Below are 15,533 nucleotides of genomic sequence, written 5' to 3'. Positions count from 1 at the left end.
TCCGTCATGTTCCTTAGGTAGGGTCCGTCGAGTGCTATACGGGCGTGCAGAAGAATTGGCGCTGATCGATCGACTACTGGCGGATGCTGGTGCGGGCCGCAGCGGAGCGTTGGTCCTGACCGGACCTGCCGGGATCGGCAAGACCGCCCTGCTCGACTATGCCGCGGCGCAGGCCGGCGGCCTGCGCGTGATTCGCGTGGCCGGAATCGAACTCGAGGCGGAATTGCCCTTCGCCGGCCTGCATCTGCTGCTGCGCCCGGTACTCGATCGCCTCGACGCCCTGCCCGGACCACAGGCCGCCGCCCTGCGCGGCGCCTTCGGCCTGGCCGCGGCCGAGACCGGTGACCGCTTCCTGATCGGCCTCGCCGTACTGTCGATGCTGGCCGAACTGGCCGAGGACGGACCGGTACTGTGCCTCGTCGACGATGCCCAATGGCTGGACCGATCTTCTTCGGAGGCACTGACTTTCGCGGCCCGCCGGCTGCATCACGAGGGTGTGTTGCTGTTGTTCGCCGTGCGCGGCGGCGCCCACCCCGTGGCCGGACTCAGTGCCCACGAGCTGAGCGGACTCGACCGTACGGCCGCCGCGGCCCTGCTGGACCGGCAATACCCCGAACTCGCCCCGCAGGTGCGCGCCCGCATGCTCGCCGAAACCGAGGGCAACCCACTGGCCCTGGTCGAACTGCCGTCCGCGCTCAGCGCCGAACAGCGCACCGGCGTCGCCCCGGCCGTGCCCTATGACCTCGCCATGCTCCCGCTGTCCACCCGGGTACAGACCGCATTCGGCGCCCGCGCCGCCCGGCTCGACGAAGCCGCGGGCACCCTGCTGCTCATCGCGGCCGCCGAGCAGACCGGCGAAATCTCGACAGTGCTCGACACCGCCGCCGCATTCGGCGCGGGCCCCGCGGACCTCATGGCGGCCGAGCGCTCGGGATTGCTGGTGCGCCAAGGTGATCAGGTCAGCTTCCGCCATCCGCTGGTGCGGGCCGCCATCCTGCGCGATGCCCCGCTGCACCAGCGACTGGCCGCGCACCGCGCGCTCGCCGAAACACTGTGTCACAGCGGCGATCCCGAGGCTGCCGACCGGGCGGTCTGGCATCGTGCGGCGGCGTCGACGGGTGCGGACGACACCATCGCGGACGACCTGGAGGAGGCGGCCACTCGGGCATACGGGCGCGCGGATCATGCCGCCGCCTCCGCGACCATGGAACGCGCGGCCGAGTTGACCGGCACCGCGGGGACCGGCACCCGACGCTTGATCTGCGCGGCCAAAGCAGCCGCCGTCGCCGGAGATCTGCACCGCACCGATGCGCTCGTACGCAGGGCAGGCCGCAGAACGGTCAGCGACACCGACGCCCCGCGACTGGCCTCACTGCGCGCCGTGGTCGAAGCCGAATTCGGCTCCCGGCACACCGCCGCGCGCCTGCTTATCGACGCCGCCGACCGCGCGCCGGCCGCGGCGGCGGGCCCGATGCTGGTCGACGCCGTGCGCAATGGCTTCCTCGTCGGCGATGCCGAACTCACCACGCGCGCAGCCACCATGCTGCACCAGCGCTACGGCCCCAGCAGAGTGACCGAAGGACTGCTCGGGCTGGCCCGAATGCTCAGCGGTGACGACGAATTCGCACTGCCACGACTGCGCGCGTGCGCCGAATACGCCCACGCACACTCGGCCGAACTGACCCAGGACGAGCGGATGAACGGCGCCGCAATGGGTCTCATGACCGGTTTCGACCACGAGGCCCGCGACCTACTCGAAACTCTCGTGGCCGAGGCCCGCGAACAGTCGACACTGGGCACGCTGCCGCTGCGGCTGCACTACCTGGCCTCCGCCGAATACGCCACCGGCCACACTCGTGACGCCATCGTGCACGCGGAGGAGGCACTCGCGCTCGCGCAGTCCATCGGCTTGCACCACCAGATGGACGGCCCGCGTTGCGTGCTGGCATGGGGCGCCGCACTGTCCGGTGACGAGACCCGCTGCCGCGACCTCGCCGAGCCCGCCCTCGCCGCCGCGCTCAACCGCCGCGAGTCCGCCACCGCGGCACTCGCCACCACCACGCTCGCCATGCTCGATCTCGGCGCGGGCCGCTACGACCTGGTCTTCGATCGCCTCGAATCCGCCTCCCGCGAACCGATGTTCGTAGCCGCGGCCTTCACCGTGGCCGTATCCTTCACGCCCCTCCGCGTGGAAGCCGCCGTCCGCATCGGCCGCACCGACCACCTTACCGAACCCCTCGACCGATTCCGCCGCTGGGCAGCCGCCAGCGGATCCCCCTGTACGCAAGCGGTTTACGAGCGCACCCTGGCCTTGGCCGGCCCCGCCGACGAGACCGAGGAGCACTACAACGCAGCCGAGCGCCTCCACGAAAAAGGCGGCCGCCCCTTCGAACGCGCCCGCACCGCCCTCCTCTACGGCGAATGGCTCCGCCGCGACCAGCGCAAGGCCGAGGCCCGCACCCGCCTGCGCACCGCCGCGGAAACCTTCGACCGTCTCGGCGCCCATCTGTGGGCCGACCGCGCCCGCGCCGAACTCCGTGCCACCGGCGACACCACCGGCCGCCGCCCCACCACTTCGGTCCTGGATCTGCTCACGCCACAGGAACTTCAGGTCGTCCGCCTCGCCGCCCAGGGCCTGTCCAACCGCGACATCGGCGGCCAGCTCTTCCTGAGCCCCCGCACCGTCGGCTACCACTTGTACAAGGCCTACCCGAAACTCGGCGTGGCGACCCGCGCCGAACTGGCCACCCTCCTCCACGAATCACGCTGACTGCGCGCCTGATCTGTTCGCCCAGCGAGTAACGCAGCCGCCTCGACGACTCCGCATTTCATGCTGATTCTGCTGGTAGGAGCGCTATTTGGGCTGAGCGCCCGAGGGATTCAGGGCATCAAACCTGCTGGTACCGACCAGTTTGCTTAGGTAGGGTCTGCCCAGTGCTACACGGGCGTGCCGAGGAACTGGCGCTGATCGATCGACTCCTGGCCGGCATCCGTGCGGGCCACAGCGGGTGCCAGGTGCTGAGCGGTCCGGCCGGTATCGGTAAGACCGCTCTGCTCGACTATGCCGCGGCGAAAGCCCAGGGGTTGCGGGTGATTCGGGTGGCCGGTATCGAGTTGGAAGCCGAGCTTCCCTTCGCGGGTCTGCACCTGCTGTTGCATCCGGTGCTCGATCGCCTCGATGCCCTGCCCGCGCCGCAGGCCGCGGCCTTGCGCGGCGCCTTCGGACTCGTCCACGCCGAACCCAGCGATCGTTTCATGGTCGGCCTCGCCGTGCTGTCCATGCTCGCTGAGCTCGCCGAGGACGGGCCGGTGTTGTGCCTGGTCGACGATGCGCAGTGGTTGGACCGATCCTCCACGGAGGCGCTGACTTTCGCGGCCCGGCGCCTGCACCACGAAGGTGTGCTGCTGCTGTTCGCGGTGCGCGGTGAGGCGCACGACCCAGCTGGGCTCACCAGCCTTGCCACCCGGGAGCTGGGCGCGCTCGATGCTGCCGCCGCGGCCGCCCTGCTCGATGAGCGGTATCCGGAACTCGTGCCGGCGGTGCGCGCTCGCATGCTGGCCGAGACCGAGGGCAATCCGCTGGCCCTGGTCGAATTGCCGTCCGTGCTGAGCCTCGAGCAACGCACCGGCCGCGCGCCCGCCGGTTCCTACGATCTCGTCACGCTCCCGGTCTCGGCCCGGGTGCAGACGGCGTTCGGCAGGCGCGCAGCACAATTGGACGAGGCCGCCACCGCCTTACTGCTCATCGCGGCCGCCGAGGAGACCGGCCGCCTCGAGATCGTCCTGGCCGCGGCGGCCACCCACCACGCAGGCCACGCCGAGCTGGCCGCCGTGGAGGACTCGGGATTGATTGTGCGCCACGGAGATCAGATCGCCTTCCGGCATCCGCTGGCGCGCGCGGCGGTACTCGGCGCCGCCCCGATGCACCGCCGGCTCGAGGCGCATCGTGCGCTGGCCGCGACGCTCACGGCGTGCGGCTGTCCCGCGGCCGCCGACCGCGGGGCCTGGCATCGCGCCGCGGCCGCGTCCGGACCCGACGACGACATCGCCGCGGCCCTCGAAACCGCGGCGCGCCGGGCATCCGACCGCGCAGACCATGCGCTCGCAGCCGCCGCGATGGAACGCGCGGCCACGTTGACCGTCGATCCGGCCACCGCGACCCGCCGCCTCACCTGCGCCGCCAAGGCAGCAGCGACAGCCGGCGATCTGCAGCGCACCGCGGGTCTCGTACGCCGCGCGGCGCGCGGCACGGTCGACGAGTCCGACGCACCGCGCCTGGATTACCTGCGTGCCATCGTCGAATCCGAGTTCGGTTCCCGGCACCAGGCCGCCCGCATTCTCATCGACGCGGCCCGCCGGGCGCCGGAGCATCTGGTGGGCGAGATGCTCACCGACGCGATGCGCAACGGCGTATTGGTCGGTGCTGCCGAACTCGCCGAGCAGGCCGCGGACCTGCTGCGGCAGCGCCGCGGCCCGAGCCCCATCAGCGAGGGCATGATCGGCATGGCCCACATGCTGGGTGGCGACGACGAAGCCGCACTGCACCGGCTGCACGCCTGCGCGACGTACGCGCATTCCCACCCCGGCGAGCTGGGCCCGGACGAGCGGATGAACGCCGCCGCCATGGGCCTGATGGTCGGCCTCGACGACGAGGCCCGCAATCTGCTCACGGCCCTGGTCGCCGAGGACCGCGAGCAGTCCTCGCTGCGGCTGTTGCCGATGCGGCTGCACTATCTCGCCTCCGCCGAATACGCGACCGGCCATCACCGCGACGCCACCGTGCACGCCGAGGAAGCCCTCGAGCTGGCCGACTCCATCGGACAACATCACCAAATGGACGGCCTGCGTAGCATTCTCGCCTGGGGCGCCGCCCAGGCCGGCGACGAGCAGCGCTGCCGCGAATTCGCCGAACCCACCCTCGACGCCGCCCTCGATCGCGGGGAACTCGCCACCGCCCTGCTGTCCACCACCGCGCTCGCGCTGCTCGATCTGGGTGCAGGGCGCTACGACCGAGTACTGGACCGGATCGAATCCGCTTCCCGCGGTGCGATGGGCGGCCATTACATGGCCGTGTTCTTCACGCCGCTGCGCGTCGAGGCCGCGATGCGCAGCGGGCAGCCCGCACGCATCGGCGAATCCCTCGACCGCTTCCAGCGCTGGGCCGACGCCAGCCGATCACCGTGGATCCAAGGCGTTTACGCGCGGTGCCTGGCCCAGATGAGCTCCGGCGACGAGGCCGAGGCGCACTTCGCCGCGGCGGTACGGTTGCACGAGAAGAGCAGCCGCCCCTTCGAAGCCGCCCGCACCGACCTGCTGTACGGCGAATGGCTCCGGCGCGCCCGGCGCAAGACCGAGGCGCGCACGAGCCTGCGCGCGGCACTGGAGACCTTCGAGCGGATCGGCGCGAACGTCTGGGCCGAACGCGCCCGCGCCGAACTGCGCGCCACCGGCGACACCGGCCGGCAATCGACCGGTGCGTCGGTGCTGGATCTGCTCACACCACAAGAACTTCAAGTGGTCCGCCTGGCCGCGCAGGGATTGTCGAACCGCGAGATCGGCGGGCAACTGTTCCTCAGCCCCCGTACCGTCGGCTACCACCTCTACAAGGCCTATCCGAAACTCGGCGTCGCGGTACGGGCCGAACTGTCCGCCCTGCTCGATCAGCTGTAGCAGCGTTCGGCCGGGTCAGAACCGATAACGCAATATCCGCGCGCCCTGCCGCGACAGTGCGGTGCTGTGGGCCATGGCCCTGGTGAGTCCACGCAAGGGCTGCGGCCAATCATCGACTTCGGTTGCACGGGTGAGGAAATCCTCGTCGACCAGGGTGAGACCGGCCCCCCACGTCTCCGGCTCGCGAGGGTCGTCGAAACCCGCCGCGGCGGTGATGCCGAGCGCCTTGATGGTGGGGTGATACTTCATCGCCCAGGCCGCGAAGCGCGTATAGCCGTTCAAGGCGATCTCGCCGGTACCGAAATGCGTGGTGAGAGTCCGGGCCAGGACTTGGAACGCATCGCCGGGCAGGAAGGGGATCAATCCCTCGGCGACGATCATGGCCGGGCGATCACGCGGTATCCCCGCCAGCCAATCAGCGGTGGTGACGTCCGCGCCGACGAGATGGGAAGGCTCCGGCAGGAATTCCGGCCGCAAAGCGACGACATCCGGGAAGTCGACGTCATACCAATCGATTCCCGCCGTCGGCTGACACCGATCCATCCGGGGATCCAGCCCGCAGCCCAGATCCAGCACCACCGCATCGGGGTGCGCGGCGGTGAACGCCCGCACGGCATCGTCCAATTTCTTGCTGCGCAGCGCTGTTTCGTAGGTCAGGCTGTCCTTGATCTTCAAGGTGGCGAAGTCGTAGTCGATCCGATCCGCGATTTCCGCGGACCGGGTGTCGCCGAGCATGGGAATGGCGAACTTGCTGTCGAGGGCCTTGGCCCACAGCGTGATCAGCAAGGTTTCCTCGAGCTGATTCAGAGTCAAGCGGATGCGCGCCACGGTCACGACATGCTCCGGTAGGTCGCGAGCACATTGAGCCGGTGCAGATCCCGGCACAGCGTCAGCAGGCCCTGGGTGGCGAACTCGACCGGAACCGCGTAGTCACCCAGTGCGGCGATCAGACCCGGTGCGAGGGTCTCGGCCCACGGGTTGGTGACCTGCTCCTGAGTCTGTTCCAGCGTCCGTCCCGCGGCGACAGCTGCCGCGACTTCGTCGCGCAGCTGCTCCAGGTATCCGATCAACCAGTCGACCGCCTCGCGCGCATCGCCCATCGGCCCGTGCCCCGGTACCACGATCGCCATGTCCGGCAGCGTTTCCCGCAACTTGCGAAGGGATGCGAGATAAGGCTCGGGCCCACCCTGCAGCAGCATCGGCGCGACGCCCGCGTGGCAGATGTAGTTGCCGGTCCACACGGTCCGCGTATCCGGGACGTATACGACGGTATCGCCCGGGCCGTTGCCCGGCCCGAACTGCCACAGCTGCACGATGCGCCCGCCCAGATCGACCTCGGCGAAATCGTCGAACACCACATCCGGTGTGCGCCACCGGGTTACCGCATCGAATTCGGCCTCGGCACCGTACATGTTCCCGGTGCGCTGCCGCTTCTCGTTGTCCAGGTCGGACATGTTCTCTTTGTTCAGCCGCGACGAGATCACCACGACCTCGTCCGGAAAAGCGGCGTTGCCGAAGGTGTGATCACCGTGGTAGGTCGTGTTCACCAGGTACCGCACCGGCCGATCGGTCAGTTCGGCCGCGTGCGCCTGAATCTTGGCCGAAATGCCAGGCGTGATACCGGCATCCACGACCAGCGCCGCGTTCTCCCCCGCGATCACGCCATTGTTGTCCTTCGGCGGCAACGTCGCCATCAGCGCAAAAACCCCGTCGCCGAACCGATGCGCCCGGTGTTCCAGTCCCACCGGTGACAGGTTCGGTCCCTTATATCCCTCGGGCCGCTCGGCGAGCTCCTGGTCCGGTACAGCTTGGGCGGTCATGTCATTGCCTTTCATCGAACGCGGTGTACGCACCCGACGCTAGGAAACAACGACCCCAACGGAATCCGTCGAACGACTGGTGCCGTCAGCGGCGCAGCCGACCAGGTGACCTGATCCTTCACCCATCGCCCCAAATGTCTTGTCCCGTCCAGTTGTTTCAGTTCAGACTGCGATCCGGCCGAGCAATATGCGGGTCCTGACCGACGACGAAGAAACAAAACGAATGACCAAGCAACACGACACCGGCCGGCACGCGATCATCGCGGGCGGTGGCATCGGCGGACTCGCCGCGGCCATCGGCCTGCGCCGCGTCGGATGGTCGGTCACCGTCCTGGAGCGAGCGGGCGAATCGCGCGAGGTCGGCGCGGGCTGGTCCTTCGCGCCCAATGCCGTGCAGGCCATCGACGCCCTGGGCGTCGGCGCGGAATTCCGCGCCATCTCCCAGCCCTCCGAGGCGTCGGACCGCCGACGTCCTGATCGGCGCGGACGGAATTCACAGTGCGTTGCGGACTTCCGTCTGGCCCCACACGCGGACCCGGTCTTCCAGCGCATCCTCGTCTGGCGCGGGGTGACCGCGCCCGGTTCCGTCTGGCCGGTCGACGGCTTCCAGACCTGGGGACGCGGCGTACGCTTCGCCGCGAACCCGATCTCCCAGGAGCGCGTCTTCTGGTTCGTCGCCATCCGCCGGCTCGAACCTCACGTCCATGTGGAACTGGACCCCGCCGAGCCTCTCCGGACACATCGTGACGACCACAGCGGGGCAATAGCCGGGTGGTTTCCTAATATCCGGCCCTATCCGGCTCAGGAAATCGCGCTCCTGCAAGCGCGAAGGGACCCTGCATCGAAGACGCCGGGCCCCAACCTGATTCGATGATCACACCACCGAACACATGGGAAGCGCCGGAGGGCAGGGCTTCTGCGCGCTACCGGTGGGGGCACCGAAGATGGTCAGCAGATCGAGCAGCGCACTGCCTGTCGAGGTCGCGACAACGGGCTGAGCCTCGCTCTGCTGAGCACCCGGCGCCACGACCTCGACCGGAATACCGTTGGCCTGGTCGGACGCGGCCGCACCGGCGGTCGCGGCGCCGCTCGCCACCACCGCACCGGCGAGGACAGTCGCTGCGGCAACAGCGCGGAGGGCGGGAAGGAGATTGAGCATCGAGTGCAGTCCTTAGTTCGGGAGATAACTTCGATCGTGACGGTTTCAAAATCGAATCTCCGCTGCTAGACCAAGCTTCCGCTGACCCCGGAATCGGGGGCTGTCGCTCGACCGCCTGCCGCGACCTGCTCACCACTTACCTGCGCGGCATCCGGCGCACCCCTTGGCCGGTCGCCCTCACTTCGGATGTGAAGATTCACCCCGAATCCCGCCCGGCTCCACGGAACTCACCGGCGCGAGACGCTGACTGAGGCGCGCCACGGCCGCGGCGGTCCGCGCGTCGGCGGCCGCGCGGAAGGGCGAGATCGGCTGCGCGTCAGGCCCTATGACGATGCCGGTCCGGCCTTCGAGAGCGGCATCGGTGGCCGCGAAGATCGAGGGCCGGGCCGCCACCGATGCCGGACCCGAGGTCGAGCGGGCGAATTTCCGTTCGACGAGCGGCCACAGCAGACGCAGTCCCGGGGACACGATCTTCGGGTTGCGCATGGTGCCGTCGGTCATATCGGTGGCGGCGCCTCCGGGGTCCGCGGCGAAGACCGAGATTCCCGAACCATCCAGGCGTGCAGCCAGTTCCAAGGTGTAGGCGAGGTTGGCGAGCTTGGCGCGGCCGTACCAGTGGAAACCGTAGTAGCCGCCGGGCGGCTCGACATTGTCGAAGGAGCGCTTGGCCACCCGGACCGCACCCGAGGTCACGTTCACGATCCGGCTGGGCGCACCGGCCCGCAAGGCGGGCAGCAGCAGTTCGGTCAGCAGGTACGGAGAGAGGTGATTGACCGCGAAGCCGGCCTCGATACCGTCGACGGTGTCCTGACGCTCGGCGAACATGGCGCCGACATTGTTGACCAGGACGGTCAGCGGACCGAGGGCGGCGACCCGGTCGGCGAGCGCGCGCACCGCGCCGAGCGCGGCGAGGTCGGTGGCCAGGAAGCGCGCCGAATGTGCTGGGGCCGTGGCGTTTATGCGATCGATCGCCCGGGCGCCACGCTCGGCATCGCGCCCCACCACGGTGACCTCGAATCCGGCCGCGGCCAGTCCGATGGCGGTTTCCCACCCGATTCCGGCCGTTCCCCCGGTGACCAGCGCCGTCTGCTTCATGACCGATTCCTCCATACCAACTAAACGGATTATCTATCCGATTAGGTGACGATAGCATCAAACGGATAGACCATCCGATTGGATGAGCGATCCGCTTGGCTATGATCGGACGATGACCAGCAGAGCCGAGCCGCCCCGGTTACGCGCAGATGCCGCCCGCAACCGGGATCAGGTACTCGAAGCCGCGCGAGCAGCGGTCCGCGAGGGCGATATGTCCTTGATGCTCAATGAGATAGCGCGCCGCGCGGCCGTCGGCGTCGGCACCGTATACCGGCACTTCCCCACTCCGCGGCATCTTCTGGAGGCCATCGCCACCGACCGGCTCGCCCAACTCGTCGACGACGCCGAGCGCGCCGCCACCGAGCCGGACCCCTGGAACAGCCTCGAACAGCTGACGCGCAGCACGATCACCCACCTGCTCGCCGACCCGGCCTTGGCCGAAATACTGAGCGCGGCAACCGATGCAGACGCCCGCACCACCCAGCTCAAACACACACTCGCCGGCATCGCGGACGCGACGCTCGCCCGCGCCCGCGATCAGGGCCGCATTCGTGACGGTGTCGATGCCGACGACTTCCGGCGTCTGGTGTGCGGAGTCATCTACGCCGCCCGCCTCGGCGACGGCGACCCTCGCCCACGTGCGGACACCTACTTGTCGATCACACTCGACGGCTTGCGCACCGGCGACGGGGCAGCGAGGTCGGGTTGTTCCGGTCCGTGCGGGATGTCGAAGGACTCCTCACCGGTACGCAGCAGCCGCAGCACAAACCCGGCCACATAATCCGGGCTCTGCACCACCATGCCCGGACGGGGCGAAGCGCCGAGAGTGAAGAGGCCGTCGCCGAATTCGGTGGCCGTGATCGAGGGCAGCAACAGCGACACCGCAATACCGTCACCGGCCAGCTCCTGGGTCAGCACACTACTGAGCATGTTGACCGCAGCTTTGGTCGAAGCGTAAGCGCCCACGCCGACGGCGACGCGGCGGGTAGTGCCGGAGCTGATATTCACGATGCGCCCGAAACGCTGCGCACGCATGGTGGGCAGCACGGCTTGCGTCATCGTCAGCAGACCGACCACATTGAGTTGCAGGATCCGGGTGAACTCGACCGGGTCGACGCGGTCCAATGGCCCGTCGAAGCCGGCGCCGGCGTTGTTGACCAGCCCATCGATGCGCTGATGCCGATCGAGAGCGGCGGCCACCAGGTCGCGCACCTGCAGCGGGTCGGTCACGTCCGTTGGAACGGCCAGCGCGCCATCGAGTTCCTTACTCAGCGTGGCCAATCGGTCGGCGCGCCGCGCGGCCAGCACGGGATGCGCACCGGCAGCGTGCAATCGGCGCGCGGTGGCCGCGCCGATTCCGGAAGAGGCACCGGTGACGATGATCGTCCTACCGGCCAGATCGATGAGATCGCTCATACGCTCCACATGTACCACGTCCCGCACTCGCAGGCTCGATGCCTCCTCGATAGCGTTGCGGCTGTTACGGTTCGGCGTTGTTCATCATGGCGATCCAGCTGTGGGGCGCGTCGTCGCCGAGCATGAGGTCGTAGATGTCCTCGTCGCCCGCTGCAGCGGCGGTGCGCGCGAACATGGCTTGTTCGTATTCGGCGAGTGCGGCTTCGATGTCGCCGGGGTGCGCGGCGATGGCCCGGCCGAGTTCGGCGCCGTCCTGCATGGCGGTGTTGGCGCCCTCACCGTTCGGGGGCGCGAGGTGGGCGGCGTCGCCGAGCAGGGTCACTCCGGGCACCCGGGCCCAACGGTGCCCTACCGGCAGGGTGTAGAGGGGGCGCACGACAGGCGGGGTGTCGCTGTCGGTGATCAGCGCGGTCAATTCCGGTGCCCAGCCGTCGAATTCGGTGATGACCCGCCTCGATACCGCTGCACCGTCGGCTGTGTCGGTGCCGGCGAGCCAGTCCTGTGGTGCCGAGACCTGCGCGTAGGTGTGCAGAGTGCCGCCTCTCCCCCGGTAGGCCAGAAATCCCCGGCCCGGTGCGAGCGCGTACAGCGACCCGTCGCCGACCGCATCGGCGGTAGCGCGATGACGGGTGTCCGCGTCGAACATGAGGTACTCGACGGAGGTGACGCCCGCGTATTCCGGGGTGGCGGTGGACAGTACCGGCCGGACCCGCGACCATGCCCCGTCCGCGCCGACCAGCAGGTTCGTGACGAGGGTGTCGCCGTCGGCGAAGTTCAGTTCGTGGCGGCCCGCGCCGAGGGCCCGTACCTTGCCGACCTTACGTCCCCAGTGCACGATGCCGTCCGGGAGCGAATCCAGCAGCAACTGCCGCAGTTCGCCGCGCGAGACCTCCGGGCGCTCGCCGGTGCCGTCGTCGAGTCGGTCGAGCAGCACGGTCCCGGCTCGGTCCAGCACGCGATAGGACTCGCGGCCCGGCAGGACGAGGCGGCGGAACTGCTCGATCAATCCGGCCGCCGCGAGCGCCGGTTGACCGTTCCAGGGGTGGATGTCGAGCAGTCCGCCCTGGGTGCGCGCGGCCGCCGAGCCCTCCGCTTCGTAGACCGTGACCGGGAGGCCATTCATATGCAGGACGCGAGCCAGGACGAGACCGCCCAGACCGGCCCCGACGACGGTGATCGGTGTAGTCATCGCATTTCTCCGAGCGTTTGGATTGCCACTCCAAACACGCTAGCACAGTTTTGGAGCGACGATCCAAACGTGGTTGAATAGGGCTCATGGCGACCGAGCCGCAACGGGCACCCCGACGCAAGCAAGCGCTGTCCAGGGACGTGATCGTCAGCGCCGCAACCGAAATCCTCGACGCCGAGGGCGAGGACGCGCTGACCCTCAAGGCGCTCACCGTACGGCTGACCACCGGATACGGGGCGATATATCACCACGTCGCGGACCGCAACGACCTGCTCGCAGCGGCCACCGAACACGTCATCACTCGCATCGTGACCGGCCTCACCGACCACACCGAACCTCGGCAAACGTTGCGCGCCATCGCACTCGGCCTCTTCGACGCGATCGACGCTCACCCCTGGGTCGGTGCCCAACTCTCCCGAGAGCCTTGGCGCCCAGCACTATTGGACATCTATGAGAGCGTCAGCACGCAATTGCAAGCCCTCGGCGTCCCCCAGCAGGCGCTGTCCGACTCCGCGGGCGTGCTCGTGAACTACATTCTCGGCGTCGCCGGGCAGAACGCCGCCAACGCCCGTGCGCTCGCCAACAGCAAGCTGGACCGAGCAGCCTTCCTCGCCACCGTCGCCGCACAGTGGACGCAACTCGACCCCGCCAGATACCCGTCCATGCACAGAGCCGGAGCACAACTACGCGAACATGATGACCGCGCGCAGTTCCTCGCCGGCATCGATCTCATTCTCGCCGGCATCGAGACCGTGAACCGCACGAGCGAGGACAACGCCACTCGATAAGAACCACTGCGACCGGAGTTTTCAGTCGCAGAGCGTGTCGGTGAGCAGTTTGCGGATATCGACGCTGGAGGGTGTGCCGGTGTAGGAGAAGGTGACCGCACGCCCGCCCGTCACCATGCCGGAGATGGCGGAGAAACCCTGCACGCCACCGACATTGCCGATCCATTGTGTGCCGCACGACAATTGGGTGTAACCGAGCCCGAGCCCGTAGGACATGCCGTCGCCTTGACCCATATCGGATCCGTCGAGCATCTGCGCCAGCAGCGTCTGCGGTACCACGCGCCCCGCCTGCAGCGCGAGGAAGAACCGGTTGAGGTCGGCGCCGGTGCTGACCAGTGCGCCCGATGCCCATGGCAGCGAGGGCTCGATGCGCGTCTCGTCGGTGACAGTGCCGTCGACGATGCCGTAGCCGTCGAGATGTGGTTGGCGCAGAGCGGTTTCCCCGGTGGCCGGCAGGTAGGTGTCCGACAGGCCCAGCGGAGTGAGAATGCGGTCGCGCAGCTCATCCGTGTAGCGGTGCCCGGTCACCGCCTCGATCAGCATGCCCGCGACGATGTAATTAGTGTTGGTGTACTTGAACTGCGTGCCGGGAGCGAACTGCGCGGGGCGCCGCAAGGCAAGTGCGATCTCCTGTGCCGGGGTGTAAGTGCGGCCATCTCGTGCCGCAAGGTATTCATCGGTCTCCGGGGATTCGGCCGGTTCGGGAAGTCCGCTTCGATGGCCGAGAACCTGGCGGACGGTAATGGCACGCCCGTCCACACCATCACCGGCGAGCAGACCCGGCAGATACGTGTCGATCGACCGGTCGAGGTCGATGCGATGCTCGGCCACCAGCTGCAGCACGATCGCGGCGGTGAAGGACTTGGTGATGCTGCCGACCCGGACATGCTCGGCGGGACCGGCGGGGATCGGAGTTCCTGCGGCGATATCGGCGTGACCGGAGGTCACGACGGTGGAGGCGCCGTTCTCGGTGAGGGTGGCAATGGCCCCGACAGCACCCGAGCGAACCAACGCGTCGAGATCACCGCGCGCCCGGTCCGAGCGAGCGACGACAGCCGAAGGTCCGGCCGTGGGTTCGACCGAGCGTGCGCTGCAGGCAGCCGGCAGCAGTGCGGTGGTGCAGGTCAGGATGACGAAAACTCGTATGCGCATGATCCGACGCTAGGAACCCATGCCACACAGGCACATTGGACTGCGGTACCGCAACGCATCAGGACTGGAGTAGCAGAGTCGAATTCGCCTGGACTACCGACATGGACGCTCACTCGCCCTCGGTATTGTCGGTAGGCGAACGTCACCATCGAGTCGCGCGCGGGCGGATCGCGGGCAGGGAAGGTGCGGCATGGAGATCGGAGTCGGGCTCGATCAGGGCCTCGGGTTGTCTTGGGATCAGTACCGTGAGCTCGGCAGGTTCGCCGCTGACCTGGGATACCAGAGCATCTGGACCAACGCCGGCAATGGCCGCGATGCCACGCACATCTGTGCCCAATGGTCGGTCGCGACCGCGGAGGTGGTGCCCGGCGGCATCGGGACCGGCATCTCGGTTCTCCCGATCGGATACTGGTCGGCGCCCTCGCTGGCGTCCTGCGCGGCGACGGTCGGTGAGATCAGCGGCGGCAGGTTCGTACTCGGCGTGGGCTCCGGCTCACTGCACGCCCCGGCTTTCCGGCATGCGCTCGGATTGCCCAGCAATCTGCGGCCCGTCGGGACGATGCGTGAGTGGCTGGTGACATTGCGTGCCCTGCTGGCCGGGGAGACGGTGGAGCACGAGGGCAGAGCCCTCACCCTGCACGGCGTGCAACTCGGCATCAAGCCGCCGAAAGTGCCGGTGGTGCTGGGCGCCTTGGGCCCGAAGATGCTGGCACTGGCCGGGGAGGCGTCCGACGGCGCCAGCCTCAACTGGTGCACGCCGGAACAGGTGGCCGCCAGCCGCGCGATAGTGGCCGAAGGCGCGCGGGCGGCCGGCCGCGATCCGGGCGAGGTCACCATGACCGAATACATCCGGATCTGCGTCGACGACGACGTGGATGCCGCACGACGCGCCTTGGTCAAGGCGTTGATGGGTTACGCGCTGGTCTGGCCCGGGATGGACAAGGCCTTGGGATACCGCGGTCATTTCGGCCGAATGGGTTTCGATGAGGCCCTGACCGAGCTGGAAGAGCGCCGCGCCCGCGGCGCCTCCGACGACGAACTGATCGACGCATTCCCCACGGAATTGGCCCAGCAGGTGGGATATTTCGGCCCGGCCTCCGGCGCGGCCGCAGCCTTCCACCGCCTCGCCGAGGGCCTCGACACCGCAATCGTCCGAGTAGTAGCCGCCCGCCCGGAGCCGGAATCGATCACCGCGGTCATGGAAGCCTGCCGACCGGCTCAGCCGCCATCCCGGCCCTGAAACC

The 15,533-nt window shown here is 68.6% G+C and carries 12 protein-coding genes and 1 pseudogene; 6 read left to right on the top strand and 7 right to left on the bottom strand.

All coding sequences use genetic code 11. From position 1 onward, the window contains the following. Nucleotides 1–31: 31 nt before the first annotated feature. Together ACIP5Y_RS18875 and ACIP5Y_RS18870 are read left to right on the top strand one after the other, a co-directional pair. On the top strand, nucleotides 32–2,770 hold the full coding sequence (locus ACIP5Y_RS18875; RefSeq protein WP_400351533.1) for an AAA family ATPase: 2,739 nt from the start codon (nucleotides 32–34) through the stop codon (nucleotides 2,768–2,770). Nucleotides 2,771–2,934: 164 nt separating this feature from the next. Next, nucleotides 2,935–5,670, top strand: coding sequence for an AAA family ATPase (locus tag ACIP5Y_RS18870; RefSeq protein WP_400351532.1), 2,736 nt, complete (start codon nucleotides 2,935–2,937; stop codon nucleotides 5,668–5,670). 15 nt (nucleotides 5,671–5,685) lie between these two features. On the opposite strand, the gene ACIP5Y_RS18865 is transcribed toward ACIP5Y_RS18870, so the two are convergent. Both ACIP5Y_RS18865 and ACIP5Y_RS18860 read right to left on the bottom strand, forming a co-directional pair. Then, complete coding sequence (locus tag ACIP5Y_RS18865; protein ID WP_400351531.1) at nucleotides 5,686–6,504, bottom strand: class I SAM-dependent methyltransferase; 819 nt, start codon at nucleotides 6,502–6,504, stop codon at nucleotides 5,686–5,688. Next, nucleotides 6,501–7,505 carry an MBL fold metallo-hydrolase gene (locus tag ACIP5Y_RS18860; RefSeq protein ID WP_400351530.1) on the bottom strand — a complete coding sequence of 335 codons (1,005 nt, stop codon included), beginning with the start codon at nucleotides 7,503–7,505 and terminating at the stop codon, nucleotides 6,501–6,503. Before ACIP5Y_RS18860 ends, ACIP5Y_RS18865 begins: the two co-directional genes overlap by 4 nt. Before the next feature lie 208 nt (nucleotides 7,506–7,713). Here ACIP5Y_RS18860 and ACIP5Y_RS18855 point away from each other — a divergent pair, with 208 nt between their 5' ends. After that, complete coding sequence (locus ACIP5Y_RS18855) at nucleotides 7,714–8,364, top strand: FAD-dependent monooxygenase (protein ID WP_400351529.1); 651 nt, start codon at nucleotides 7,714–7,716, stop codon at nucleotides 8,362–8,364. On the opposite strand, the gene ACIP5Y_RS18850 is transcribed toward ACIP5Y_RS18855, so the two are convergent. Further along, entirely contained in the window at nucleotides 8,365–8,649 is a 285-nt protein-coding gene (locus ACIP5Y_RS18850; RefSeq protein ID WP_400351528.1) for a hypothetical protein, read from the bottom strand. A gap of 177 nt (nucleotides 8,650–8,826) precedes the next feature. Then, nucleotides 8,827–9,744, bottom strand: a complete 918-nt coding sequence (locus ACIP5Y_RS18845) for an SDR family NAD(P)-dependent oxidoreductase (RefSeq protein ID WP_400351527.1) — start codon at nucleotides 9,742–9,744, stop codon at nucleotides 8,827–8,829. 82 nt (nucleotides 9,745–9,826) lie between these two features. On the opposite strand from ACIP5Y_RS18845, the pseudogene ACIP5Y_RS18840 reads away from it, so the two are divergent. After that, nucleotides 9,827–10,363 (top strand): annotated as a pseudogene (locus ACIP5Y_RS18840) (TetR/AcrR family transcriptional regulator); the annotation flags it as partial. A 29-nt stretch (nucleotides 10,364–10,392) separates the two neighbouring features. Here ACIP5Y_RS18840 and ACIP5Y_RS18835 read toward each other — a convergent pair. Then, a complete protein-coding gene (locus ACIP5Y_RS18835) occupies nucleotides 10,393–11,160 on the bottom strand; it encodes an SDR family oxidoreductase (protein ID WP_400351526.1) in 768 nt (255 codons plus the stop codon). A 64-nt stretch (nucleotides 11,161–11,224) separates the two neighbouring features. Further along, nucleotides 11,225–12,349: an FAD-dependent oxidoreductase gene (locus tag ACIP5Y_RS18830; protein WP_400351525.1), complete on the bottom strand. Its 1,125-nt coding sequence runs from the start codon at nucleotides 12,347–12,349 to the stop codon at nucleotides 11,225–11,227. Between the two features lie 86 nt (nucleotides 12,350–12,435). Here ACIP5Y_RS18830 and ACIP5Y_RS18825 point away from each other — a divergent pair, with 86 nt between their 5' ends. Further along, nucleotides 12,436–13,137 carry a TetR/AcrR family transcriptional regulator gene (locus ACIP5Y_RS18825; protein ID WP_400351524.1) on the top strand — a complete coding sequence of 234 codons (702 nt, stop codon included), beginning with the start codon at nucleotides 12,436–12,438 and terminating at the stop codon, nucleotides 13,135–13,137. 21 nt (nucleotides 13,138–13,158) lie between these two features. Here ACIP5Y_RS18825 and ACIP5Y_RS18820 read toward each other — a convergent pair whose 3' ends face one another. After that, nucleotides 13,159–14,289 (bottom strand): serine hydrolase domain-containing protein, encoded by a 1,131-nt coding sequence (locus ACIP5Y_RS18820; protein ID WP_400351523.1) that lies wholly within the window; start codon nucleotides 14,287–14,289, stop codon nucleotides 13,159–13,161. A gap of 190 nt (nucleotides 14,290–14,479) precedes the next feature. Here ACIP5Y_RS18820 and ACIP5Y_RS18815 point away from each other — a divergent pair, with 190 nt between their 5' ends. Further along, nucleotides 14,480–15,529: an LLM class flavin-dependent oxidoreductase gene (locus tag ACIP5Y_RS18815; protein ID WP_400351522.1), complete on the top strand. Its 1,050-nt coding sequence runs from the start codon at nucleotides 14,480–14,482 to the stop codon at nucleotides 15,527–15,529. Nucleotides 15,530–15,533: the final 4 nt, after the last annotated feature.

It is taken from the genome of Nocardia sp. NPDC088792 (genome assembly GCF_044750615.1).
In the GTDB taxonomy this organism is placed as follows: Bacteria; Actinomycetota; Actinomycetes; order Mycobacteriales; family Mycobacteriaceae; genus Nocardia.
This window is presented reverse-complemented; position numbering and strand designations above follow the sequence as displayed.